The sequence below is a fragment of the Vibrio sp. 10N.247.311.47 genome, from assembly GCF_041467535.1.
Taxonomy (GTDB): Bacteria; Pseudomonadota; Gammaproteobacteria; order Enterobacterales; family Vibrionaceae; genus Vibrio; species Vibrio crassostreae_C.
Map to the genome: position 1 here is coordinate 108,576 of NZ_JBFSUR010000012.1, position 23,669 is coordinate 132,244.

Sequence of the window (23,669 nt, forward strand, 5' to 3'; positions counted from 1 at the left end):
TATTTTCAAGCCCCATCACTCGGAAGAGAGATAGGGCTCGCAAAAAAGAAATACTAAGATTCTTTACCTAGTGGTGGCACTTCACGCCCCATTCTTGCGTAGAACTCTGCAACGAACTCTTCAAAGCGGTCTTCATCGATAGACTGACGAATGTCTGACATTACTCGTTGGTAGAAACGCAGGTTATGAATCGTGTTCAGTCGAGCACCTAGGATTTCGTTACAACGATCCAAATGGTGTAAGTACGACTTGCTGTAGTTCTTACAAGTGTAACAGTCACACTCTGAATCTAGTGGTGTTGTATCGGTTTTATGCTTCGCATTACGGATCTTGATCACACCTTCAGTCACAAACAGGTGGCCGTTACGTGCATTTCGCGTTGGCATTACACAGTCAAACATGTCGATACCGCGACGAACACCTTCAACCAAGTCTTCCGGTTTGCCTACGCCCATTAGGTAACGTGGCTTATCTTCTGGCAGTTGAGGACATGTGTGCTCAAGAATGCGGTGCATATCTTCTTTTGGTTCGCCTACTGCTAGGCCACCTACTGCGTAACCGTCAAAACCAATTTCTGTTAGGCCTTTAACGGATACATCACGAAGGTCTTCGTACACGCCACCTTGAACGATACCGAACAGTGAGTTCGGGTTTTCAAGTTTGTCGAAGTGGTTACGTGAACGCTCAGCCCAACGAAGAGACATCTCCATTGAGTCTTTTGCTTCTTTGTGTGTCGCAGGGTAAGGCGTACACTCATCGAAGATCATTACGATGTCTGAGCCTAAATCTTTTTGGATTTCCATAGACTTCTCAGCGTCCATGAAGATCTTGTCACCGTTTACAGGGTTACGGAAATGAACACCCTCTTCAGTGATTTTACGCATTGCACCTAGGCTGAATACTTGAAAGCCGCCTGAATCAGTCAGGATAGGACCGTGCCAGTTCATGAAATCGTGCAGGTCACCGTGCATTTTCATGATTTCTTGACCAGGACGTAGCCATAGGTGGAATGTGTTACCTAATAGGATTTCAGCACCTGTGTCTTTTACTTCTTCAGGTGTCATACCTTTAACAGTACCGTAAGTACCTACAGGCATGAATGCTGGGGTTTCAACGGTACCGCGTTCAAACTGAAGTTGACCACGACGTGCGCCGCTATTAGTTTTTTTAAGTTCGTATTTTAATTTCACGAAGCCTCCAATATGCCAGAGAAACAATCTGACTGTTAATTCAGAACCTTAGGCCAAACAAAAGTTCAGTCTAGTGGGTTCTATGAGGAGCGGTCGCGTATTCCTTGCGAGAGATTAGACAGACACCCTGCCCGACTCCTAGCTTACTGCTAGCACCCGTAAATTTTTGTATCGCTTAAACCAGCTTAAGTTAGCTCGTTTTCTTATTGATGAACATCGCATCGCCGTAGCTGAAGAAACGGTATTCGCTCTTCACGGCGTGATCGTAAGCGCCCATCACGTTGTCGTAACCTGCAAATGCACTCACCAACATAATCAGTGTTGATTCTGGCAAGTGGAAGTTGGTAATCAGGCAATCCACCAACTGGTATTCATAGCCAGGGAAGATGAAGATTTCTGTATCACCAAAGAAAGGAACGAGCTCGGTGCCTTTCTTCAATGCATCTTGCGCTGCACTTTCTAGTGAGCGTACTGATGTTGTACCAACAGCAATAATACGTCCGCCACGAGCTTTTGCTGCAGCTACGGCGTCGACCACTTCTTGCGGCACTTCAACGTACTCAGCATGCATGTGGTGATCATTGATGTTATCTACTTTTACTGGCTGGAACGTACCAGCACCAACGTGAAGCGTCACGTAAGCAAACTCAACACCTTTTTCTTTCATGTCAGCCATTAGCTTGTCATCAAAGTGAAGGCCTGCTGTTGGCGCTGCAACCGCACCCGGCTTTTCATTATAGACAGTCTGGTAGCGCTCTTTATCTGCATCTTCATCAGGACGATCGATGTAAGGAGGCAGTGGCATGTGACCAACACTGTTAAGAATCTCTAAAACGCTTTGATCGGATGTGAAATGGATTTCGAATAACGCATCGTGACGCGCCACCATTTCAGCTTCATATTCATCGTTCTCACCAAGGAACAACTTGGTACCCGGCTTCGGTGATTTAGAACAACGAACATGCGCAAGAATGCTTTTCTCATCAAGCATACGTTCAACCAGCACTTCAAGCTTACCGCCTGATGCCTTGCGACCAAATACACGAGCTGGAATCACTCGAGTGTTATTGAAAACAACAAGATCGCCTGGCTCAACCAAGTCTAAAACGTCTTTAAACGAACCATCAGCTAGGTTACCGCTGTTGCCATCTAATTTAAGCAGGCGGCTTGCTGTACGCTCCTCTTGAGGGTAGCGAGCAATGAGTTCATCTGGTAGGTCAAAGTGAAAATCTGAAACTTGCATGTGTCTAGTCTTGTCTTAGTTGATGAGATTTGTGCCGTTGACGAATCATAAATCGTAGTTGCTGGATAATCGTTACGGTAAGTCAATCGTTACCAGAAACACATCGCAAACACGACTAAAAATTTCGCAGTGGGCTAGTATAGGCACACGAGCCGCAATAGCAAGGTTTACAGCACTGGATTATTGTAAAGAGGCGTAAAATAATGCGACTGATTCACCTCCTCAAGCTAAAGAATTAGTTGCATAAAACTCACCCAAGAATGCGTCAGATCTCAGTTATTTTTTGGATAAAAAACTATAGTAATAGCAACAAATAAAAAAGAAGGAGGTTCGTATGATCAAGGTTGAAGATATGATGACTCGCAACCCTCATACCCTATTGCGCTCACACTCACTGGCCGATGCTAAGCACATGATGGAAGCACTTGATATCCGCCATATTCCGGTCGTCGATTCCGACAGGCAACTACTAGGTGTCGTCACACAACGAGACGTTCTCGCCGCTCAAGAATCCAGCCTACAAAACATCCCACAAGCTCAATCTTTTACTCTTGCTACTCCCCTCAACGACATCATGCACAAAAGTGTTATGTCGGTAGAGCCGCGTGCAGGATTAAAAGAATCGGCTATCTACATGCAGAAACATAAAGTGGGCTGTTTACCTGTCGTAGAAAACCACGAACTAGTAGGCATTATTACAGACAGCGATTTTGTCACGATAGCGATCAATTTACTGGAGCTGCAAGAAGAAGTAGAGCCAGAAGAAGCAGAAGTAGAGTAACGCTCGGAATTGATATAAAGAAGAGCGGCCAATTCAGCCGCTCAGAGGGATTGTTGTCGCAGCGGATTATTATAGAAGCTCAGATACCACATCCGCTAATTGATGGAATGTCTCACGACGCGAAGAGCTTGGTCGCCAGACAAGGCCAATATCTCGGTAGGCCTGCTGACCAGGAGGATCGATCACAACGAGATTCTGGTTTTCCAATAAACCGTGGTCGATCGCCATTTGCGGAATAAAGGTGGTTCCTAAACCATTGGCCACCATTTGCACCAATGTGTGAAGGCTCGTCGCAGTGAACGGGTTGATCTTCTCTTTATCCGTTAACTTACAAGCCGACACAGCATGCTCGGTTAAGCAATGCTCGTTCTCCAACAAAAATACAGATTCGTCTGGCAGGTCATCGTATTTAATCGGAACGCGAATACCATCAGCTTGATTGCGACTGATCACCATCCGGAAAGGGTCTTGCCCAACAACTTGGCTTTCCATATTGTCGATATCGACAGGCAAAGCCAGAATCAGCACATCTAAGTCTCCATGACGCAGCGCAGCCAATAGGTTGGTCGTTGTGTCTTCACGTAACAGCAAATTTAATTGTGGAAAGCGCTGGTTGGCTTCCTGTACCAAATCGCACAAAAGGAACGGCGCTATAGTAGGAATACACCCGACTCGCAGCTGCCCTTGCATCGCATCCCCGTTACATAGATTTCCAAGCTCTACGAGATCTTGTCCTTTCGCTAGTAGCTCTCGACCGTGCTTGACCACCAGCTCACCTGCTTGCGTGAAAACTAGCGGGCTCTTTTTATCTTTCTTCTCATAAAGCGGGCAACCAATCAGCTCTTCTAGGTTTTGAATGCCTTTACTTAGCGTAGATTGACTGACGAAACAGCGATCTGCGGCATCACTGAAATGACGAGTTTCGTGAAGAGTAACAAGATAGTGAAGTTGCTTAAGACTTGGCCATTTATTCATGAAATTACTTTGTAATATGAGTAGGATAAGTTAGGTAAAGGTCATTCGACCTAAGGACAGGACAAAGAATAAGCTTATCGCTTTTTTCGATTAACTTAATCTATTTAATTCGCTTTTTTCTATAGTACCGATTGTACTATAGTTTGTCCCGTAGAAACGGAGCCCAAACAAAGATGTGTTGGGCCAACTAATTTTTTAGGAGATTCCAAAATGGTACTAGTAGGTCGTCAAGCCCCTGACTTTACTGCAGCAGCTGTTCTAGGTAACGGTGAGATCGTTGATAACTTCAACTTCGCAGAATTCACTAAAGGTAAGAAAGCTGTAGTTTTCTTCTACCCACTAGACTTCACTTTCGTTTGTCCTTCAGAGCTAATCGCTTTCGACAACCGTCTTGAAGATTTCCAAGCTAAAGGCGTTGAAGTAATCGGTGTTTCTATCGATTCTCAATTCTCTCACAACGCATGGCGTAACACTGCTATCGCTGATGGCGGTATCGGTCAAGTTAAATACCCTCTAGTTGCTGACGTTAAGCACGAGATCTGCAAAGCATACGATGTTGAGCACCCAGAAGCAGGCGTTGCTTTCCGTGGTTCTTTCCTAATCGACGCTGACGGCCTTGTACGTCACCAAGTAGTTAACGATCTTCCACTAGGTCGTAACATCGACGAAATGCTACGCATGGTAGACGCACTAAACTTCCACGAGAAGAACGGTGAAGTTTGTCCTGCACAATGGGAAGAAGGTAAATCAGGTATGGACGCATCTCCAAAAGGTGTTGCAGCATTCCTATCTGAGCACGCTGACGACCTAAGCAAGTAATTACCTCTTAAGCCCGAACTCAACGCGGGTTAATGGTTGGAAGATTCTCTTTAAAGAGACATAAAGCATAAGCTAATAGCGCAAAGCGCACCGCCAATCAGTTAAGAAGTAAAGTCCTATTAAAAGCCCGAAGTTAACGCTTCGGGCTTTTTGTTTTCCCCCTCCTCGCTCCCCTAGACTGACTCTTGTAATAGATAATTGAGGTAGCGATAAACCTAAACTTTACCTCTATTTTCCCTTATCCCCATCTATTCAGAATCACACCTAGATTGCTATTATTTCATCAGTATCTTTTTGAACGGATAAACACGATGAACACCGAAATTGAAGTCTGTATCGATAACTTAGAATCTCTTCATACCGCACTATCTGGTGGCGCGAATCGAATTGAGCTTTGCTCTTCATTAGCACTTGGCGGATTAACTCCAAGCTTCGGAATGATGAAACAAGCGGCAATAGTTTCGTCGGTTCCGGTCTACGCTATGATACGCCCAAGACAAGGCGACTTCATTTTCGATAACGACGATATGCTCTGTATGCTTGAAGATATTGAAGCTTGCGCAAATGCAGGATTGGATGGGGTCGTACTTGGTGTGTTAGCGCCGAACGGAAGTATTGATATGCCAAAGATGCAACAACTGGCTGACAAAGCGCACTCGTTAAAGCTTGGGATTACCTTCCACAGAGCCATCGATCAAAGCTCTGATTTCCAAGCAGCATTAGAACAAATCATTACACTTGGATGCGAAAGAGTCCTGACATCAGGGCTTGCTGCTAATGCTGAGCAAGGTATCGATGTATTGGCTGCAATGGTCAAACAAGCCGATGGACGAATTGATATCATGGCGGGGGCTGGCGTTAACGCTGCGAATGCCAAAATGATTCAAAGCGCTACCCAAGTACCTGCTCTTCACCTTTCAGGTAAATCGACAAGGCCGAGTCTAATGGAAAACAACTCAAGTGCTCAAATGGGCAGTGATAATATTGATGATTATCAGATCCCAGTGACAGATGCGAGTAAGATATCTGATGTGAGAGCCGCCCTCACCGCTTAGGGCAATAGTCGCCAGCATAAATCCAGAGAACCTCGCTGACTAATCTAACTGACTGACGTATATTAGATTTAATAGCGCAGAAAATTTTCATGGATAGATATGGCTAAAGACTTATTCAGCTCTCTTGATTTAAACCTGTTACGAAGCAAAACATGTTTGGAAGAAACCAAATCCACGGCTTTCAGGCTGAAATTGGCGTGGCAAGTTATGACGGTACGAAAACGCGCTCAGGCGAAGTAGAAGAGAAAACAACACATGGTATAAGCCTAGGCGGGGCCTACGTTTACCAAGCGACACCAATGCTTGGATTACGTGCTGGTGTTGATATGAATATTTTTGATCACAACAAAACCTTTGTGCCTTACGACACAACGGTCAATTTCAATCTTGGTGCCATTATTAGCTTCTAAAGATAAGCTCTATTTTAGTGCGTCATCAAGGCTTTGATCACCGAGGTGACGTACATCTTTACCCTTCACAAAGTAAATAATGTATTCGCAGATATTTTGGCAGCGGTCTCCCACTCGCTCAATCGCACGAGCTGACCACATCACCTGCAAAATATTAGGGATGTTCTTAGGGTCTTCCATCATATAGGTCATTAACTGACGAATAACGGCTTCGTATTCCGCATCCAACTTATCATCAAGTTTGTGAACTTCAGCAGCCGCATCAACATCCATACGAGCAAAAGCATCTAACACTTGGTGAAGCATGGTGATTGCCTGACGGCAAAGAGGCTCTAACGAAACATGGAATTTTTGCTCTTTGGTTGAAGGGATCTCAATAGCACCTTGCGCAATTTTAGAAGCAACATCGCCAATACGTTCCAGATCGGTAATGGTTTTGATGATCGCCATAATCAAACGCAGATCCTTCGCTGTCGGCTGACGCTTTGCAATGATTCGAGTACACGCCTCATCAATCGACACTTCCATCGCATTCACTTTGTGGTCATCACGAATCACTTTTTTGGCCAATTCAACATCGTCTTTATGAAGCGCCTGCATTGCAAACGAGAGTTGCTGCTCCACTAACCCGCCCATGGTCAATACATGAGTACGGATCGATTCTAACTCGACATTGAATTGCCCTGAAATGTGGCGACCGAAATGCATACTTGCTCCTTGAAAGAAATGAAGAAAGCCATTTTTGTAGAGTGACTTAGCTCTAGATGACACCTTTGGAGAGGTTAGCCATATCTACCAGTAATGTAGTCTTCCGTCTGGTTTTTCAATGGAGACGTAAAAATTGAGTCCGTATCTGAGTACTCGATCAATTTTCCCATATGAATAAAGGCAGTATGGTCACTTACACGCGCGGCTTGTTGCATGTTGTGGGTAACAATCACCACTGTGTATTGCGTTTTGAGATCGTTGATCAACTCTTCAATCGTCAAAGTAGAAATCGGATCGAGTGCCGATGTCGGCTCATCTAACAACAGCACTTCAGGCTCAATCGCAACCGCACGAGCGATAACCAAACGCTGCTGTTGACCGCCAGATAAACCAAAAGCATTCTCATGCAACCGATCTTTCACTTCATCCCATAACGCAGCAGCGCGCAGAGAGCGTTCAACCGCATCATCAAGGTCTCGGCTGTTGCTAACGCCTTGTAGCCTCAAGCCATAAACCACATTCTCATAGATGGATTTAGGAAAAGGGTTTGGACGCTGGAATACCATACCCACACGGCGTCGTAAGGTCGCAACATCCACCTTAGGGTGATAGACGTTCTTGCCATGAAGCTTCACTTTCCCGGAAACCTTACAGCCTTCAACAAGATCGTTCATGCGATTAATGCAGCGCAGCAGAGTCGACTTACCACACCCAGAAGGGCCGATAAACGCCGTCACCTGCCCCTTCGGGATCTGCATCGAGATATCATCAAGTGCTTGGCTCTCTTTATAGTAAAGATTTAGCCCTTCGATCGAGATAGCAATTTGCTCATCCTTCAGATTGTGAACATCAAGTGGTGCTTGGTAACCCAAGGTTTCATTAATCGAGAACATCTAATCTTGTCCTAAGGTTCGGTATTTTTCACGCAAGTTATTACGGATATTGATGGCTGTTAAGTTCAACCCAACAATCACCGTAACCAATAAAAATGAAGTCGCATACACTAAAGGTCGTGCCGCTTCGATATTAGAGGTTTGAAAACCAACATCATAGATATGAAAGCCTAAATGCATGAACTTTCTATCTAAGTGTAAATACGGAAACTGACCATCGACTGGCAAGCTAGATGCCAATTTAACAACACCCACCAGCATAAGTGGTGCAACTTCCCCCGCGGCTCTCGCGATTGCCAAAATTAAACCAGTGATAATCGCTGGGCTTGCCATCGGTAAAACAATGCGCCAAAGCGTCTCAAATTGAGTCGCACCAAGCGCTAATGAACCGTGCCTCACTGCACTAGGAATACGCGTTAAGCCCTCTTCCGTGGTTACGATAACGACTGGAAGCGTCAAGACCGCTAAGGTTAGTGCTGACCAAAGTAGACCCGGCGTACCAAATGTCGGTGCTGGCAATCGCTCTGCATAGAACAACGTATCAATCGAGCCACCAATGGTATAGACGAAAAAGCCTAAACCAAAAACGCCATACACAATCGACGGTACACCCGCCAAGTTAATCACGGCGATACGAATTAAACGTGTTAGTGCGTTGTTTTTTGCGTATTCATGAAGATATATCGCAGCGACCACGCCAAGAGGCATCACGACGATCGACATGAGAATAACCAACAGTACTGTACCGAAAATGGCAGGGAATACACCGCCTTCAGAGTTTGAGTCTCGTGGGTTCTCTGATAAGAATTTCCAAACTTGTTTGCCCCAGTGCCCAACCTTTTCTAGGTAAGACATATTATTTGGGTACCAATAATCCAGAATGTGGCTGAGCGAGATCTCGACCAGCTCGCCTGTCATATCCTCAACCAGCAAGCTTTCGACATTAAGTTGCGTTCTAAGGTGCTCAAGCTTAACTTCGGCTTCACCTAACTGGCGGTTTAATTCCAGTTTAGTTTGAGTATAGGTTGTAAGGTATTCATCACTCACTGACTCATTGAGTTCAAGCTTACGCTTTTCTAAGCGCAGGTTTTCCAATTGCCAGCTGATATTACGAATTTCTTGGTTCACGACACGCGACGTTTCTTTACGTAGCGCATCAGCGAACGCCAAGCCTTGTTCGAGCTTTTGGTCTATGTTCGAATCAAAGGTGCCAGAAGCGGTTTTAAAACCCACCGGCTTACCAAAGAAATAACCACCTCGACTTCGTTCAATCACAACCCAATCAAGCGGGGTAGTGGGTTCACGTAAGTTAACATCCAGAATAGAAACAAAGTCCGCAGGGTACAGTTCTCTGTTAGCAACTTTGATGCTTAAGCGCTGTATCAGCCCAGTCGACAAATTTTGAGGAGACAAAAGGTCATGGACTTGTGGAACTTGCTCTATCGGGATGTATTTTCGTTCATATAACTGACCAACCAATACATCTTGTTTTGATACGGTTTCGTCAAGATCGACCACTAGCGATAAGTCTTTGGAGTCAACTTGCCATTGATACAAAGGTGCGGGCCAAAAATAGGTTAAGCCCTTCCAACCAATCAGCAGCATTAGGCCAAGAACAGAAAGCATACTGATGCTCACCGCCCCGCCCGTAAGCCAGATCCACGGAGAGCCCGATTTAACCCAAGATAATAATGACTTCAGTTTATTCATCATGATCGACCTTGCTCTTGGCGTGCTGAAATCAAGGAGCTGCAAAGATCAAGAGACACGCTAGTCAAGCCACTAAAAGCCATTGATACACATTGAGGCAAACCTTTAAAACTACAGCGCACGATATTTATCTCTCAGTCTTTGTCTAACCCACTCAGCAACTGAGTTCACCGCGAATGTAAAGATAAACAGCAAGAGTGCAGCCAAGAACAGCAAGCGGAAATGAGAACCGCCTACTTCTGATTCTGGTAGCTCAACAGCAATCGTTGCCGATAAGGTTCTCATCCCTTCCAAAATATTCCAGTCAAGAATTGGAGTGTTACCTGTCGCCATCAAGACGATCATGGTTTCGCCAACCGCTCGACCTAGGCCCATCATAACCGCTGAAAAGATACCTGGACTCGCCGTCAATAACACCACATAAATAAGCGTCTGCCACGCCGTCGCACCCAACGCTAATGAGCCATCAGACAAATGTTTAGGTACAGAGAAAATAGCATCTTCAGCAATAGTGAAAATCGTTGGGATGACCGCAAAGCCCATAGCAAAACCAACCACTAGCGCATTGCGTTGGTCAAAGTCGATACCATAGCTAGCCAAGAAGGTACGAATATCACCACCAAATAACAAGGCTTCAATGTTGTTTCCACCAGCAAACACCGCAACCACAGTAATCACCAATACCGGAATCAATATCAGAGCATGCCAACCATTAGAGAAGCGACCCGTTACCCTCTTCGGTAAACAGAACCAAACAAGTCCAGTCAGCAGTGTGCTCAGTGGTAATAACACCATCAATGAGAAGACGGCCGTTAAATGCGTCTCGACGATTGGAGCAAACCAAAGCCCGGCCAAGAATCCGATGATCACGGTCGGAAGTGCTTCCATCAGCTCTATCGAAGGCTTCACCACTCTTCGCATGCGTGGAGACATAAAGTAAGCGGTGTAAATAGCTCCGAGCACAGCAACCGGCACGGCAAACATCATCGCAAACAGAGCTGCTTTGATAGTACCGAATGTGATAGGTACTAAACTGAATTTCTCTTCAAAGTCATCATTCGCCGACGTTGATTGCCAAACGTATTGCGGCTCAGGGTAACTTTCATACCAGACCTTTTGCCAAAGCGATGAGAATGATATTTGTGGGTATTCATTATCGACCTTAGCCACACTGATGGTGCCATCAATCAGCGTCGCCAGATGCAGTTCATTGGCAGACATAGCCGCTAATTGTGGTGATTTATCAAATGCACGCTCGAACAGCGACAGTTTTTCACTGGTCGTATAGTGGCTTTGTAATGTGCCGTTCTTATAGAAGCTATAAAAACCCTTTCTATAAGTATCAGGCAAAATAAATTGCACTTGTTCAGCAAGTTGGAAGTCTCGAATATGGGTCAGGCTACGCTTTTCATCTTTGAGTACATCGAACCACTGAGAAACCTGTCCGTCCTCATGCGTAACCAACAGTGAATAAGCTCCAGACAGTAAATCGATACTTTTCACCGAGTGCTTCGCATCATTCAAGCTAAGATCAATCGCTTCACGAACATTGAAGCCGCTATCTGATAGCTTCAAAACCACTAAATCCGATTGGGCTCGGAGATATAAGGTTTGGCCATCAGGTGTGACTAACAACTGTTGCTGCAAGCCCAACTTATCCGATAACCATTGGCTCTTCTGAAAAACATACTGACCCGTAACATCACTTTGGTACCACTTCACTAAGACTCGTTGGTCACTTAGCTGAGCGGCAACCGTGATACCACGTCCATTCTTAGAGAACGCGAATTTTTCGATCGTCGCCCCATTTGAGGGTTCATCATTTAAAAATGGTTCTGGGAGATCGATTTGCTCAATTTTAGGATCGGCTTCACTGCCCTTTTGCAGCACAGGCGCACTATACTCAGGATAGAAAAAAGTAAGGTTGCTTGCACTATCGGCAAAGGCAAACCAGTTTTCTGATGGGGTATTTCGAGAGAAGGCAACAGGATTGGCTAAAACATTTCGCTCAAAGTAAGAGTGTGTATTTTGAGACTCTAAATCCCAAAACTGCACCAAGCCAGATTTTTCGATAGTAAATGCATGCTGACCGTATTCATCAACAGATAAGGCGATAGGCTTTTCTACAGCAACGGTCTTTACGGCTTGGTCTGTCTCTAAACCAGTATCAGAAAACACCGGTAAAATGACCATCGCCAAGTAAACAAAGATCAATACCAGAGCAGCTAGAACACTGACGGCACCACATGTCACTGAAAAACGGACGAGACGATCTTTCAACCATCTTTTTTTGTCACGCTCTTTCAATGAAAATTGGGCTGAAGCCATCTGTTTATCTACCTTTTTTTAGCTACTGACATAATATGTACGTTAGATGACAATTATATTACAAGTTACGTTAAACAACTGAAACTAATAACAAGTTTGTTGACCATATTTCTTAAAGTAAGATCATAGATTTTGTGAATTTTGTCATTCTAAATTAAAGTAATCAGCTCTATAGCCAGCACTCAAGGATTATCATCTCGATGGAAAAAGACTATGTCACAAAAGAACTTAGCTGGTTATCCTTCAATGAAAGAGTGCTCCAAGAAGCAGCCGACAAGTCAGTGCCCTTAATCGAAAGAGTTCGTTTTTTAGGTATTTACTCAAAAAACCTCGATGAGTTTTACAAAGTCCGATTTGCTGACGTGAAACGAAAGATCTTACTTCAAGATCCACAGCTAACCTCCAACTCGCCGAAAAGCCTACTGACTAAAATGCAGAGCAAAGCAAGCAAGCTCGATGCTCAATTCCATGAACTGTATAACGACTTGCTATTGGAATTGGTACGCAATCGTATTTTTCTGGTCAACGAACAACAAATCAGCGAAGAACAAAGTGGCTGGATAAAAAAGTACTTTAAGAAAAAAGTGCTGCCACACTTAACTCCGATTCTCTTGAACGAAGATAGCCAGTTACTTAATATTCTCAAAGATGAACAAAGTTACTTAGCCATCGACATCGAGCGTGATGCATCATCTCAATATGTCTTACTCGAAATCCCATCAGAAGCACTCCCTCGATTTGTTAAGTTACCGGAAACTTCGGGTTCGCAGCGTACAACTTTGATCTTGTTAGATAATATAGTTCGATTTTGTTTGGATGACTTACTTAAAGGATTCTTTGAGTATGACTCATTGCGTTGTTTTGCGATAAAAATGACACGTGATGCCGATTATGATCTGCAAGAGGACAATGAAAATAACCTATTAGAATCGATGTCTTTAGGTTTAGAACAGCGCTTAACGGCACTGCCGATACGTCTGATCTATGAATCTGAAATGCCAACTGAAATGCTCAACTTCTTACAAGTCAGACTTAAACTGTCTGACTATGACAGTGTCATCGCAGGTGGTCGCTATCATAACTTCAAACATTTCTCTGAGTTCCCAAGCCTTAACCGACGTGATTTAGTTAATCGTCCTCTACCCGCGATTAAGTGCGCGCATTTCAGCCATTACCCAAACTATTTCGAAGCGATCAAAGCTCGCGACATCTTACTGCATTATCCTTATCACACCTTTAGTCACATCACTGAACTGGTTAGGCAGGCTTCCTTTGACCCGAAGGTAACCTCCATCAAAATAAACGTTTACCGTGTTGCGGAAGGCTCAAAACTCCTCAGCTCGATCATCGATGCGGCGCACAATGGCAAAAAGGTCACTGTGGTTGTCGAGCTGCAAGCACGCTTTGATGAGCAAGCCAACATTCAATGGACCAAGAAACTTCAAGAAGCGGGTGTAAAAGTCATCCATGGCATCCCAAGTTTGAAGATCCATTCCAAGTTGCTGCTCATCAAACGAAAAGAAGGCAAGCATACCGAGCATTATGCCCATATTGGCACTGGCAACTTCCATGAAGTTACAGCGCGCGTGTATACCGATTTTTCTCTGCTCACTGCGAATGAAGATTTGACTCAAGAGGTGAGACAAGTCTTTAAGTATATTGAAAACCCTTATCAAAAGTCCCAGTTCAAGCAACTGATTGTGTCACCAAAGAATACTAGAAAACGTCTGTACCAATTGATAGATAATGAAATACAAAACGCGATAGAAGGTAAACCTGCAAGCATCACTCTAAAACTCAACAACTTGGTCGATCGAGAGATCATTGAAAAGCTCTATCAGGCTAGCCAAGCCAATGTAAAAGTGAGAATGGTCATTCGCGGCATGTGCTCTCTTGTCCCTGGCATACCCAACATCAGTGATCATATTGAGATAGTCAGTGTGGTCGATCGTTTCCTCGAACATCCGAGAGTGATGATATTTGGTAACGCTGGAAAGCCGAAGGTCTATATATCTTCCGCTGACTGGATGACACGAAATTTTGATCACCGCATCGAAGTTGCAGCTCCAATTTTAGATCCAAAGATCAAGCAAACCATTATCGATATCACCGAGTTTCATTTCGATGACAGCAACAAAGCTCGAGTGCTAGACCAAGCGATGAGCAACTCTTACACACAACCACCAGCAAACCTACTTGATTACCCGACGTCACAACTCTCCACTTACCACTATATTAAACGTATGGAGAAACTTGCTCGCAAGAAGTACAAACAAGAGAAGAAATCATGCCGCTAATTGATAACAAACATTCTCGATGTATTGCCGCTATCGATTTAGGTTCGAACAGCTTTCATATGGTGGTTGCACGAGTATTCGATCAACACCTGCAATTAGTCAGCAGACATAAACAGAAAGTGAGATTAGGCGATGGGTTGGATGAGCATAACTTCTTATCCGAAAGCGCTATCGAGCGAGGTTTAGAGTGCCTCAAGGTATTCGCAGAACGACTAGCGGATTTTGAACTTGATGATGTCAGAGTCGTCGCGACTCATACCCTAAGAAAGGCTAAAAATACCAAAGACTTCTTAGAGCAAGCTAAACCATGGTTTCCTTTTCCAATAGAGATCATCTCAGGTCAAGAAGAAGCTCGAATTATCTATAACGGCGTAGAGCACACTCAAGCCGCTTCCGAATCCAAATTAGTTATTGATATAGGTGGAGGGAGTACTGAATTAGTCGCAGGGCAAGGCTTTACACCCCAAATAATGCGTAGCTTACCGATGGGATGCGTCAGTTTTACTCAGCGCTTCTTTGCCGATGGAGGGCTGACATCACAGCACTTCTCCGATGCTTATGTCTCTGCTACTCGCCTGTTGATGCCATTAATTGAAGAATACAAACAAATCTCTTGGGAAGTTGCCTTTGGCTCATCAGGAACCGCCAAATCAATAAAAGAGGTACTCATTGGCTTAGGGTTCACCGATGGTCTCATTACGCCGCAACGCCTATCCTATTTGAAGAACCACTTATGTGAATTTCCATCTTCTAAGGGATTAGCCCTTTCAGGTTTAAGCGATGAAAGAAAGCCGGTGTTTGCCGCTGGCGTCACGATTCTTTCAGCAACTATGGATATGCTCAACATCAATGAATTGCATTTCTCCGATAGTGCCTTAAGAGAAGGGGTGCTTTATGACATGGAAGATCGGTTTAAAGATATTGATGTTCGAACAAGAACCGCCGAAACGCTTGTCTCTCGATACCATGTTGACGTAGTTCATGGCCAGAAAGTCAAAGCACTCGCCCTTTCATTACTGAAACAAGCGCAACCTCAGGTGAGTACTGCGGTAAATAATGAACTTTATGATCTGATTGGATGGGCTGCATTGCTTCATGAAGTGGGACAAAGCATCGCATTCCAAGGCTATCACCGCCATTCAGCTTATCTGCTTAAACATACGACTATGCCCGGTTTCAATACTGAGCAGCAGCGTCTGATCTCAGCATTAGTTCGCTATCAAAGAAAAGCAATTAAGCTTAGTGACTTACCGGATCTCACGCTATTCAATACAGGGCAGATAGCGTTGTTAATTCGAATACTGAGGATAGCAATCCTGCTCAATCGACAGCGAAACCAATCGCCAATACCGAATGTAAAATTAACCATTGAGCAAGATGAGAATTGGTGTTTAGAAGGAGATACCATCGACTGGTTAGCTGAAAATCAACTGCTTGATTATGAGCTCAAAGAAGAACAACGACGCTGGCAAGATGCTGGATGGTCGTTGAAGCTTGAATGATGCGCCAACAAAATAAAAACAGCCTGCGGCTAGCAAGCTGTTCATACGTTAGGTTTCTACGTTAATTTTCTACGTTCATAGTACCTAAATCAGAGTCCGATTTTTGCCAATTCTTGCTCAGCGAACTCTGACGGTATAGCTAAATAGCCATCTTTCTCTACCAGTTCTTGCCCTTGCTTTGAGAACACAAAAGTGAGGAACTCTCTTTCAACAGGAGAAAGTGGTTTATCTGGGTGCTTATTCACATACACATAAAGAAAGCGAGATAGAGGGTAATCACCGCTCAAGATATTCGTTCGAGTCGGCTCTACATAATCAGAACCATACTCTGCGATAGGAATTAACTTAACGCCGGCCACTCGATAACCAATACCTGAGTACCCTATCCCGCTGATTGATGAGGCAACCGACTGTACAACCGATGCAGAACCTGGCTGCTCATTAACTCGGTTCTTAAAATCGCCGCCGCATAATGCGTTTTGTTTGAAATAGCCGTAGGTTCCCGAAACGGAATTACGACCGAACAATTGGAATCGATGTTTCGCCCATGGCTGATCGATTCCGAGATCTTGCCAGTTATTGAGGGGCCTTGTTGCTCCGCAGCGTAATGTCTCTGAGAATATACTGTCAATCTGGTGAAAGTTGAGCCCTTCAATAGGGTTATCACGATGCACAAAAAGTCCAATCGCATCGATAGCGACTCTCAGTGCTGTCGGCTTATAGCCATGCTCTCTTTCAAACGCTTCGACTTCTCGTAGGCGCATTGGACGACTCATTGGTCCAAGGTGAGCAGTGCCTTCCGTTAAAGCAGGAGGGGCAGTAGAAGAACCAGAAGCTTGAACTTGAGCGTTCACATTCGGGTAGTAAGACTTGAACTCTTCCATCCATAATGTCGTCATACCCGCCAAGGTATCCGAACCAACAGACAATAGGCTCCCTGAAATACCCGGAACTTTAGCGTAATCAGGAAGTGAGTCGACACCCTGTTCGGCATGAACGGGGTTAACCAAAGCAAATGTTAACAATAAGCTGACGGGTAAACGCATCCTGCGAGTCAAAAAATTCATGACACGGTCAATCGATTAGGTAGCGTGAAATGGAATCGGCTACCAACGCCAACTTCACTTTGAATTTCTAAATGTGAGTCATGATGGCTAAGCGCATGCTTCACAATCGCTAACCCAAGACCACTACCACCAGTATCGCGTGAACGCGCTTTATCAACACGGTAAAAACGTTCTGTGAGTCGATGTAAGTGCTGTGGTTCAATACCGTCTCCAGTGTCTGACACATCCAAACACGCGCCTTGACTGGTTTGGTACCAACGCACCTTAACCGTTGCGCCCGGTGGTGTGTATTTGACTGCGTTATACACCAGATTCGATATCGCACTTCTCAGCTGATCTTCATCAGCTAAAACTCGTAGGCTCTTATCAATATCAAATTCAAGCTTATGTTCTCGATCACCACTTAAGCTTGCGGCTTCTTTTTCAAGAACCTCAAGCATAGCCGGAACATTCACCACTTCATCGAGCTCATGCATCGGTGCAGCTTCGATTTTTGAAAGTGTTAAAAGCTGATTCACTAGGCTGTTCATGCGATTCAACTGCTCGGTCATCACACCATGAGCCTTAGGCCACATAGGCCCAACGACCATGTCTGGATCTTCCGTCATTTCAAGATAGCCCTGAAGTACGGTCATTGGAGTGCGTAGCTCGTGAGAAACGTTAGCGAAAAAGTTACGACGCATGCCTTCTAGCTGTTTTAACTGAGTAACATCACGTACTACCATGAGGTGTTCGCCCTCGGTATACGGCACGATACGCAGCTCGAGCATACGTTCCACATTAAGTGGCGACGGCATCTCTAACGGCTCTGAGAAATCTTGTTTATTAAGGTACTTGATGAAGTCCGGCGTGCGGATCAAGTTGGAGATAGGTTGCCCAGAATCGTCTGGCCAGCGAAAGCCCAGCAAATATTGAGCAAGCTTGTTACACCAAACGATGTTTCCTTCACCGCGAAATACCACAACGGCATCGGGAAGCGATTCTGCACCGTTACGGAAACGGCGGATAAGGTTAGTCAGTTCTTTGCGTTTGCGACGCTGTCTCTGCTGCATACGATAAATACCGTTAAACAGAGATTCCCAGTTCCCAGAGCCTGAAGGTGGAGTTAGACGCTTCTCATCCCACAGCCATGCGGACAAACGCATTTGGTTGTGTAGATGCCAGCCGAGCTGCAATACCGTAGCAGCCAGCAGCAACCAAGGTAGGTAACCGAATATCCATCCGACTAAAACCCATGGTGCGTAAAAAAAAGCCAGCTCCCAAGCCAGCTTTTTCCAGGTTAACTTTTCAACCATTCAGGACTCCGTAAACTGGGCAGCGAAGCCACATTAAGCCTTTGTAGAAAAACGGTAGCCAGCGCCACGAACCGTTTGGATTAGCTTATCGTGACCTGCAGACTCAAGCGCTTTACGCAGGCGTCGAATATGTACATCAACCGTTCGGTCTTCAACGTAAACATTGGTACCCCAAACGTTGTTAAGCAGCTGCTCTCGGCTGTACACACGCTCTTGGTGCGTCATAAAGAAATGCAGCATTTTGAACTCTGTTGGTCCCATATCAACTGGACCTTCGCTTGCGGTAACACGATGAGATACTGGGTCTAGCTTAAGGCCTTGTACATCAATCACATCTTCTAATGCAGTAGGCGTTACACGGCGGATAACCGCTTTCAGGCGAGCGACGAGCTCTTTTGGTGAAAATGGCTTGGTGATGTAATCATCAGCGCCCACTTCTAAACCACGCACCTTATCTTCTTCTTCGCCACGAGCCGTCAGCATCACCACTGGGATGTTGCGAGTTAACTCTTCACGCTTCATGTGCTTGATAAAGTTTATCCCGCTACCACCAGGTAGCATCCAATCTAGTAATACTAGATCTGGGAAAGGTTCACATAGCTTGTTTACCGCTGTATCGTAATCTTCAGCCTCTACTGCTTGGTAGCCTTTTTGTTCAAGTACAAAACACAGCATCTCACGAATAGGTGCTTCATCTTCAACGACCAGAATCCTTCTCGACATAATTGAATAGCCTTTGTATTTAATCAACGCATTGCATTATCTGAGTTAATTATGACACTTTTGTGACCTTTGAAAACAAATTTTCATATAACTGTCTCAAACATTTCACTTTATAACTTTTGATACAGAGCTAGGGACAAATCGAATTAGATCTCATATCATGAAGCACTTCTAAAAAGGTATGAGAAAAATTTATGTGGTTTAAAAATTGCCTAGTCTATCGCTTCAACCGTGATATTGATTTCAACGCAGATCAGCTAGAGAAACAACTTGAAGAATTCCGCTTTACTCCTTGTGGTAGCCAAGACAAACAGAAGTTTGGTTGGGTACACGCAATGGGTAGACATGGCGATATGATGACGCACGTATCAGAAAACCGCATTCTTATCTGTGCAAAGAAAGAAGAGAAAATGCTTCCTGCTTCTGTTATCAAAGATTCATTGAATGCAAAAGTAGAAACGCTTGAGGCAGAGTCTGGTACCCCTCTGAAAAAGAAAGAGAAAGACAGCCTAAAAGAAGACATCATCATTGATCTACTTCCTCGAGCATTCAGCCGCAGCAACTTCACTTACGCGCTGATCATGCCAAAAGAAGGTTTCATTGTGGTTGATGCGAGCAGCTACAAAAAAGCAGAAGATGTATTAGCATTGCTACGTAAGACAATGGGTAGCCTGCCAGTAGTGCCAGCTATCCCAGAGCAAGCGATCGAAACGACTCTTACAGAATGGGTGAAATCAGGTGATACGCCACAAGGCATCACTATGCTTGATGAAGCAGAACTAAAATCTATTCAAGAAGACGGCGGTATTGTTCGAGTTAAGAAACAAGAACTAGAAGCTGATGAGATTAAAAACCACATCGAAGCCAATAAGATGGTGACGAAACTTCTTATCAACTGGCAAGACCGTATTGAATTCATTCTTGCAGAAGATGGCAGCATCAAACGCCTAAAATTCAGTGATGAGCTCAAAGACGAAAACGACGATATTCCTCGTGAAGATCAAGCTGCGCGTTTTGATGCGGACTTCTCTCTACTTTGTGGTGAGTTCAGTGTTTTCCTTCCAAACCTATTTGAATCATTAGGCGGGTTAACTCAACCTAACGCTTAATCAGTCAAACTATAGGCTCAGGTGCTAACGGTATCTGAGCTTATTTCTCACTAAGTTCTCACTTATATCTGCCTCTAGACCCTCTTGTTAATGTCATTGCTATCTTTAGGGCTATCAACCAAACTCATTTTAGCGTAAAATTTGCGCCCCTTTGATATCACTTGGTGGTATCAACCTGACTTGAGATCAGATTAGAGAACGAAGCAATGACTACACAAAAACCATTTGTACCTGAACTATTATCACCGGCAGGAAGCCTCAAAAACATGCGTTACGCATTCGCCTACGGCGCAGATGCAGTATACGCAGGCCAGCCACGTTACAGCCTTCGTGTTCGTAACAACGAGTTCAATCACGAAAACCTACAAATCGGTATCGATGAAGCTCATGCTCAAGGCAAAAAGTTATATGTTGTATGTAACATTCAGCCGCACAACTCTAAATTAAAAACATTCATTCGCGACCTCAAACCAGTTGTAGACATGGGCCCTGACGCGCTTATCATGTCAGATCCTGGTCTTATCATGATGGTTCGTGAAGCATTCCCTGAAATGCCAATCCATCTTTCTGTTCAAGCAAACGCAGTAAACTGGGCGACCGTTAAGTTCTGGTCAACTCAAGGCGTTGAGCGTGTGATCTTATCTCGTGAGCTATCGCTTGAAGAGATCGAAGAGATTCGCGAACACTGCCCAGAAACAGAGCTAGAGATCTTTGTTCACGGAGCTCTTTGCATGGCTTACTCAGGCCGTTGTCTGCTTTCTGGTTACATGAACAAGCGCGATCCAAACCAAGGTACTTGCACCAACGCTTGCCGCTGGGAATACAAAACAGAAGCAGCGAAAGAAGACGAAAACGGTCAGATCGTTGAAGCAAACCCTACTGGTGTTGCTATTCAAGAAGTAGAAACGCAAGACATTGAAGTTCAAGATGAGCGTCCAGACAACACACTAGGCCTTGGTAAACCAACAGACGAAGTGGTTCTGCTTTCTGAATCACACAAGCCAGAAGAGAAAATGGCAGCGTTTGAAGATGAGCATGGTACTTACATCATGAACTCAAAAGACCTTCGTGCAATCCAACACGTTGAGCGCCTAACGAAGATGGGTGTTCACTCTCTGAAGATTGAAGGTCGTACTAAGTCTTTCTACTACTGTGCACGTACTGCTCAGGTTTACCGTAAAGCTATTGACGATGCAGTGGCAGGCAAACCATTCGATGAAAGCCTAATGGGTACACTAGAGAGCCTAGCTCACCGTGGTTACACTGAAGGCTTCTTACGTCGCCATACACACGATACATACCAAAACTACGAGTACGGTTACTCTATCTCTGACACTCAACAGTTTGTTGGTGAGTTCACAGGTAAGCGCCGTGGTGACCTAGCGGAAGTAGAAGTGAAGAACAAGTTCCTAGTAGGCGACAGCTTAGAAATGATGACACCGAAAGGTAACGTTGTTTTCAAACTAGAAGTTATGGAAAACCGCAAATCTGAAGCGGTCGACGATGCGAAAGGTAACGGTCACTTTGTATTTATTCCTGTACCAGCAGATCTAGATCTAGAGTACGGCTTGCTGATGCGTAACTTGAGCGAAGGCCAAGATACACGTAACGCATCAGGCAAATAATTTTTACTTAAGCGACTTACTTGAGAAGAAAATAATGGCTCTGTTAATTACTGACAAGTGCATAAACTGCGATATGTGTGATCCTGAATGCCCAAATGGTGCAATCACTATGGGCGACAGCATCTTCGAGATCGATCCTGATTTATGTACAGAGTGTAAAGGTCACTATGAAAAGCCAACATGCCAGTCAGTGTGTCCGATTACAAAATGCATCATCACTGACCCAAACCATATTGAAACTGATGACGAGCTACTTGAGAAGTTTGTTATCATTCAAGGCTTGACCTAAAAGAAGAAAGGTTCAACTTAACCATAAGTTGAACCTTTTTTTTCATCCTGATTTTCCGATTGGATAAATATTGCAGAAGAGCTCTTTTTCAAATTGATATTCGAGTCGTTCTCGCCAGTTTATTGATTGAGCTATAGGAACAAGATAAAAGTTTTCCCTGCTGGTATCGGTCACAAATGCCATTCCATACTGCATCAATTCATAGTGAACATCATTTACGAAACTAGGGTCTAAACGTTGTCTGCCTGTTAGCTGATTGATGTCATCTCTTGAAATTGAAATACCCGAGCTTTCAGCGTTGAACCTATGTCTTAACCATTCTGAAAATTCCTTCGCACAAATCATAGTCATAGTCTTATCCTTGAATTATCTATCGACGGGTATCAGACTCTGATTTCGCATACTGCATATAAGCCGCATCTTTCACCCCAAAACACTCAATCCCTGACCAAACCTTGTCAAATTCGCCATCGCCCTTGCTGATACCGTTATTGCTTTTATTAATATCAAACGATGTTCTTAATCTCGTGTTTATAAACTCTAGACAAAAGTGTGATGTTTCTCCAGTTTTAGAGTCGAAAAAACCAGTGGCAGTACCACTGTAAAAAGCCTCGATGAACAGGATTACTTATTCGATATCAAGGCCAAACACTGACTTGGCATCACTTTAACTTTTTTCTTTTTCTTAGTTTTCGCTACTTTTTTAGGAGGTGGAACTGGAACAGTCTTTGGAGCCCAACTTGCAAGTTCATCTCCACAACCGTCACCTTTAGGAGGGCTCGCTTGAGCTATGCAGTTTGAACTGCCTTCAGGACACTTTAAACGAACGTGGAAGTGGGAGTGGTGTCCCCACCAAGGTCTTATTTTGCCTAACCAAGCTCTATCATTAGCGTCAGAGTTTTCTTGTTCACAAAGGGTTTGCTTGATCACTGGATGAACAAAAATACGCACCACTTTTTCATCTTTCGCCGCATAACGAATAACTTGAAAATGATCATCGGTCCAATTCGATTCACGCAATTTGTAGTTGGTAAGATCCACAACGCTCACAGGTTTAGGCACAGCTAATTCGTTCTCTGACAACCTCTTACTGGTTAACCTTAGCCATATATCAATATCTAACCCTGTTTGATGACTTGAATGACCTGAAGAAAAGCGCCCTCCTCTGGGAAGAGAAATATCACCGATCAATAAATTAGTATTGAGCTTCTCGCTGGTCGTGACTCCTAACCTCTCAATAAACTTTATAGCTTCTGTATGGCCATAGTAGCGCTCTCTTTGAGGGCGAATGATCTGATACCCCAAACCATTAATAGGCAAAGCCTGCGCGCCGTCTAGACAGCCATTGGCATAGCTTCCAATTGATGAGGGTGAATTTCTAGTAGGGTGACTCTCTTTTTCCCACGAAGTTGCTGATAGAGAAAATGAACAAAAGAATACAACCAGTGCAAAAAAGAACCTCATAATAATCCCAAATTACTGACGCTTACTCATTATATTAGTCGCCATTTAGGATTAGGTGCATATCGTACTTAAGTTTTTGGTGGTAGCTAGTGAATTATACCAATTAAAGTAAAAATGTGATCTAATTAAGGTTGATGAATTATTGTGAAATTTAGCCATGGATAGCCTTAATAACACTGACTTCAA

20 protein-coding genes and 1 pseudogene are annotated in these 23,669 nt (G+C 44.2%); 9 read left to right on the top strand and 12 right to left on the bottom strand.

The annotated features are described in order from the left end of the window. Window positions 1-53 precede the first annotated feature (53 nt). Window positions 54-1,190 (bottom strand): tRNA guanosine(34) transglycosylase Tgt, encoded by a 1,137-nt coding sequence (gene tgt, locus AB6E51_RS10450; protein WP_017056177.1) that lies wholly within the window; start codon window positions 1,188-1,190, stop codon window positions 54-56. Window positions 1,191-1,380: 190 nt separating this feature from the next. Next, on the bottom strand, window positions 1,381-2,433 hold the full coding sequence (queA, locus tag AB6E51_RS10455; RefSeq protein WP_017062523.1) for a tRNA preQ1(34) S-adenosylmethionine ribosyltransferase-isomerase QueA: 1,053 nt from the start codon (window positions 2,431-2,433) through the stop codon (window positions 1,381-1,383). A 334-nt stretch (window positions 2,434-2,767) separates the two neighbouring features. Here queA and AB6E51_RS10460 point away from each other — a divergent pair, with 334 nt between their 5' ends. Then, window positions 2,768-3,214 carry a CBS domain-containing protein gene (locus AB6E51_RS10460; RefSeq protein ID WP_017062524.1) on the top strand — a complete coding sequence of 149 codons (447 nt, stop codon included), beginning with the start codon at window positions 2,768-2,770 and terminating at the stop codon, window positions 3,212-3,214. A gap of 69 nt (window positions 3,215-3,283) precedes the next feature. On the opposite strand, the gene AB6E51_RS10465 is transcribed toward AB6E51_RS10460, so the two are convergent. Beyond that, window positions 3,284-4,189, bottom strand: coding sequence for a hydrogen peroxide-inducible genes activator (locus tag AB6E51_RS10465; protein ID WP_017062525.1), 906 nt, complete (start codon window positions 4,187-4,189; stop codon window positions 3,284-3,286). A gap of 210 nt (window positions 4,190-4,399) precedes the next feature. Here AB6E51_RS10465 and AB6E51_RS10470 point away from each other — a divergent pair, with 210 nt between their 5' ends. The 3 genes and pseudogenes from AB6E51_RS10470 to AB6E51_RS10480 form a co-directional block, all read left to right on the top strand. Further along, window positions 4,400-5,008, top strand: a complete 609-nt coding sequence (locus AB6E51_RS10470; RefSeq protein WP_004740353.1) for a peroxiredoxin C — start codon at window positions 4,400-4,402, stop codon at window positions 5,006-5,008. Window positions 5,009-5,319: 311 nt separating this feature from the next. Beyond that, on the top strand, window positions 5,320-6,063 hold the full coding sequence (locus AB6E51_RS10475) for a copper homeostasis protein CutC (protein WP_017062527.1): 744 nt from the start codon (window positions 5,320-5,322) through the stop codon (window positions 6,061-6,063). Between the two features lie 146 nt (window positions 6,064-6,209). Then, window positions 6,210-6,473 (top strand): annotated as a pseudogene (locus tag AB6E51_RS10480) (hypothetical protein); the annotation flags it as partial. Window positions 6,474-6,482: 9 nt separating this feature from the next. On the opposite strand, the gene phoU reads toward AB6E51_RS10480, so the two are convergent. From phoU to AB6E51_RS10500, 4 genes are all read right to left on the bottom strand, one after another. Next, complete coding sequence (phoU, locus tag AB6E51_RS10485; RefSeq protein WP_009848270.1) at window positions 6,483-7,181, bottom strand: phosphate signaling complex protein PhoU; 699 nt, start codon at window positions 7,179-7,181, stop codon at window positions 6,483-6,485. Window positions 7,182-7,255: 74 nt separating this feature from the next. Next, window positions 7,256-8,074, bottom strand: coding sequence for a phosphate ABC transporter ATP-binding protein PstB (pstB, locus tag AB6E51_RS10490; RefSeq protein ID WP_009848269.1), 819 nt, complete (start codon window positions 8,072-8,074; stop codon window positions 7,256-7,258). Continuing rightward, a complete protein-coding gene (pstA, locus tag AB6E51_RS10495) occupies window positions 8,075-9,784 on the bottom strand; it encodes a phosphate ABC transporter permease PstA (RefSeq protein ID WP_017066135.1) in 1,710 nt (569 codons plus the stop codon). Between the two features lie 111 nt (window positions 9,785-9,895). After that, the gene (locus tag AB6E51_RS10500) at window positions 9,896-12,112 is read right to left on the bottom strand and encodes an ABC transporter permease subunit (RefSeq protein ID WP_372057523.1); all 2,217 of its coding nucleotides are present in this window, start codon (window positions 12,110-12,112) and stop codon (window positions 9,896-9,898) included. 200 nt (window positions 12,113-12,312) lie between these two features. On the opposite strand from AB6E51_RS10500, the gene ppk1 reads away from it, so the two are divergent. Further along, window positions 12,313-14,409 carry a polyphosphate kinase 1 gene (ppk1, locus tag AB6E51_RS10505; protein ID WP_017066137.1) on the top strand — a complete coding sequence of 699 codons (2,097 nt, stop codon included), beginning with the start codon at window positions 12,313-12,315 and terminating at the stop codon, window positions 14,407-14,409. Next, entirely contained in the window at window positions 14,400-15,911 is a 1,512-nt protein-coding gene (gene ppx / locus AB6E51_RS10510) for an exopolyphosphatase (RefSeq protein ID WP_372057521.1), read from the top strand. Before ppk1 ends, ppx begins: the two co-directional genes overlap by 10 nt. 89 nt (window positions 15,912-16,000) lie before the next feature. Here ppx and AB6E51_RS10515 read toward each other — a convergent pair whose 3' ends face one another. The 3 genes from AB6E51_RS10515 to phoB are packed head-to-tail and all read right to left on the bottom strand — an operon-like array spanning window position 16,001 to window position 18,996. Then, window positions 16,001-16,978, bottom strand: a complete 978-nt coding sequence (locus AB6E51_RS10515; RefSeq protein ID WP_372057520.1) for a PstS family phosphate ABC transporter substrate-binding protein — start codon at window positions 16,976-16,978, stop codon at window positions 16,001-16,003. After that, window positions 16,975-18,273, bottom strand: coding sequence for a phosphate regulon sensor histidine kinase PhoR (gene phoR / locus AB6E51_RS10520; protein ID WP_019823041.1), 1,299 nt, complete (start codon window positions 18,271-18,273; stop codon window positions 16,975-16,977). The genes AB6E51_RS10515 and phoR overlap by 4 nt, the downstream gene beginning before the upstream one ends. Window positions 18,274-18,306: 33 nt before the next feature. Continuing rightward, complete coding sequence (gene phoB, locus AB6E51_RS10525; RefSeq protein ID WP_004735064.1) at window positions 18,307-18,996, bottom strand: phosphate regulon transcriptional regulator PhoB; 690 nt, start codon at window positions 18,994-18,996, stop codon at window positions 18,307-18,309. 194 nt (window positions 18,997-19,190) lie between these two features. Here phoB and rdgC point away from each other — a divergent pair, with 194 nt between their 5' ends. From rdgC to AB6E51_RS10540, 3 genes are all read left to right on the top strand, one after another. Next, on the top strand, window positions 19,191-20,105 hold the full coding sequence (gene rdgC, locus AB6E51_RS10530) for a recombination-associated protein RdgC (RefSeq protein WP_372057519.1): 915 nt from the start codon (window positions 19,191-19,193) through the stop codon (window positions 20,103-20,105). A 206-nt stretch (window positions 20,106-20,311) separates the two neighbouring features. Next, entirely contained in the window at window positions 20,312-21,730 is a 1,419-nt protein-coding gene (gene yegQ / locus AB6E51_RS10535) for a tRNA 5-hydroxyuridine modification protein YegQ (protein ID WP_017062848.1), read from the top strand. 34 nt (window positions 21,731-21,764) lie between these two features. Then, window positions 21,765-22,019 (top strand): YfhL family 4Fe-4S dicluster ferredoxin, encoded by a 255-nt coding sequence (locus AB6E51_RS10540; protein ID WP_004735061.1) that lies wholly within the window; start codon window positions 21,765-21,767, stop codon window positions 22,017-22,019. 42 nt (window positions 22,020-22,061) lie between these two features. On the opposite strand, the gene AB6E51_RS10545 is transcribed toward AB6E51_RS10540, so the two are convergent. Together AB6E51_RS10545 and mepA are read right to left on the bottom strand one after the other, a co-directional pair. After that, complete coding sequence (locus AB6E51_RS10545) at window positions 22,062-22,370, bottom strand: hypothetical protein (RefSeq protein ID WP_017062536.1); 309 nt, start codon at window positions 22,368-22,370, stop codon at window positions 22,062-22,064. A gap of 273 nt (window positions 22,371-22,643) precedes the next feature. Next, window positions 22,644-23,483, bottom strand: coding sequence for a penicillin-insensitive murein endopeptidase (gene mepA / locus AB6E51_RS10550; protein ID WP_017062537.1), 840 nt, complete (start codon window positions 23,481-23,483; stop codon window positions 22,644-22,646). Between the last annotated feature and the right edge of the window lie 186 nt (window positions 23,484-23,669).

What these genes read in the sequence shown, in the direction of transcription:
- pstA (WP_017066135.1), bottom strand. Translation starts at nt 9,784, where the DNA reads ATGAATAAACTGAAGTCATTATTATCTTGGGTTAAATCGGGCTCTCCG.
- AB6E51_RS10515 (WP_372057520.1), bottom strand. Translation starts at nt 16,978, where the DNA reads ATGAATTTTTTGACTCGCAGGATGCGTTTACCCGTCAGCTTATTGTTA.
- yegQ (WP_017062848.1), top strand. Translation starts at nt 20,312, where the DNA reads ATGACTACACAAAAACCATTTGTACCTGAACTATTATCACCGGCAGGA.
- AB6E51_RS10465 (WP_017062525.1), bottom strand. Translation starts at nt 4,189, where the DNA reads ATGAATAAATGGCCAAGTCTTAAGCAACTTCACTATCTTGTTACTCTT.
- phoU (WP_009848270.1), bottom strand. Translation starts at nt 7,181, where the DNA reads ATGCATTTCGGTCGCCACATTTCAGGGCAATTCAATGTCGAGTTAGAA.
- rdgC (WP_372057519.1), top strand. Translation starts at nt 19,191, where the DNA reads ATGTGGTTTAAAAATTGCCTAGTCTATCGCTTCAACCGTGATATTGAT.
- AB6E51_RS10540 (WP_004735061.1), top strand. Translation starts at nt 21,765, where the DNA reads ATGGCTCTGTTAATTACTGACAAGTGCATAAACTGCGATATGTGTGAT.
- phoR (WP_019823041.1), bottom strand. Translation starts at nt 18,273, where the DNA reads ATGGTTGAAAAGTTAACCTGGAAAAAGCTGGCTTGGGAGCTGGCTTTT.
- AB6E51_RS10470 (WP_004740353.1), top strand. Translation starts at nt 4,400, where the DNA reads ATGGTACTAGTAGGTCGTCAAGCCCCTGACTTTACTGCAGCAGCTGTT.
- ppk1 (WP_017066137.1), top strand. Translation starts at nt 12,313, where the DNA reads ATGGAAAAAGACTATGTCACAAAAGAACTTAGCTGGTTATCCTTCAAT.
- AB6E51_RS10545 (WP_017062536.1), bottom strand. Translation starts at nt 22,370, where the DNA reads ATGACTATGATTTGTGCGAAGGAATTTTCAGAATGGTTAAGACATAGG.
- mepA (WP_017062537.1), bottom strand. Translation starts at nt 23,483, where the DNA reads ATGAGGTTCTTTTTTGCACTGGTTGTATTCTTTTGTTCATTTTCTCTA.
- AB6E51_RS10500 (WP_372057523.1), bottom strand. Translation starts at nt 12,112, where the DNA reads ATGGCTTCAGCCCAATTTTCATTGAAAGAGCGTGACAAAAAAAGATGG.
- pstB (WP_009848269.1), bottom strand. Translation starts at nt 8,074, where the DNA reads ATGTTCTCGATTAATGAAACCTTGGGTTACCAAGCACCACTTGATGTT.
- queA (WP_017062523.1), bottom strand. Translation starts at nt 2,433, where the DNA reads ATGCAAGTTTCAGATTTTCACTTTGACCTACCAGATGAACTCATTGCT.
- AB6E51_RS10460 (WP_017062524.1), top strand. Translation starts at nt 2,768, where the DNA reads ATGATCAAGGTTGAAGATATGATGACTCGCAACCCTCATACCCTATTG.
- ppx (WP_372057521.1), top strand. Translation starts at nt 14,400, where the DNA reads ATGCCGCTAATTGATAACAAACATTCTCGATGTATTGCCGCTATCGAT.
- phoB (WP_004735064.1), bottom strand. Translation starts at nt 18,996, where the DNA reads ATGTCGAGAAGGATTCTGGTCGTTGAAGATGAAGCACCTATTCGTGAG.
- AB6E51_RS10475 (WP_017062527.1), top strand. Translation starts at nt 5,320, where the DNA reads ATGAACACCGAAATTGAAGTCTGTATCGATAACTTAGAATCTCTTCAT.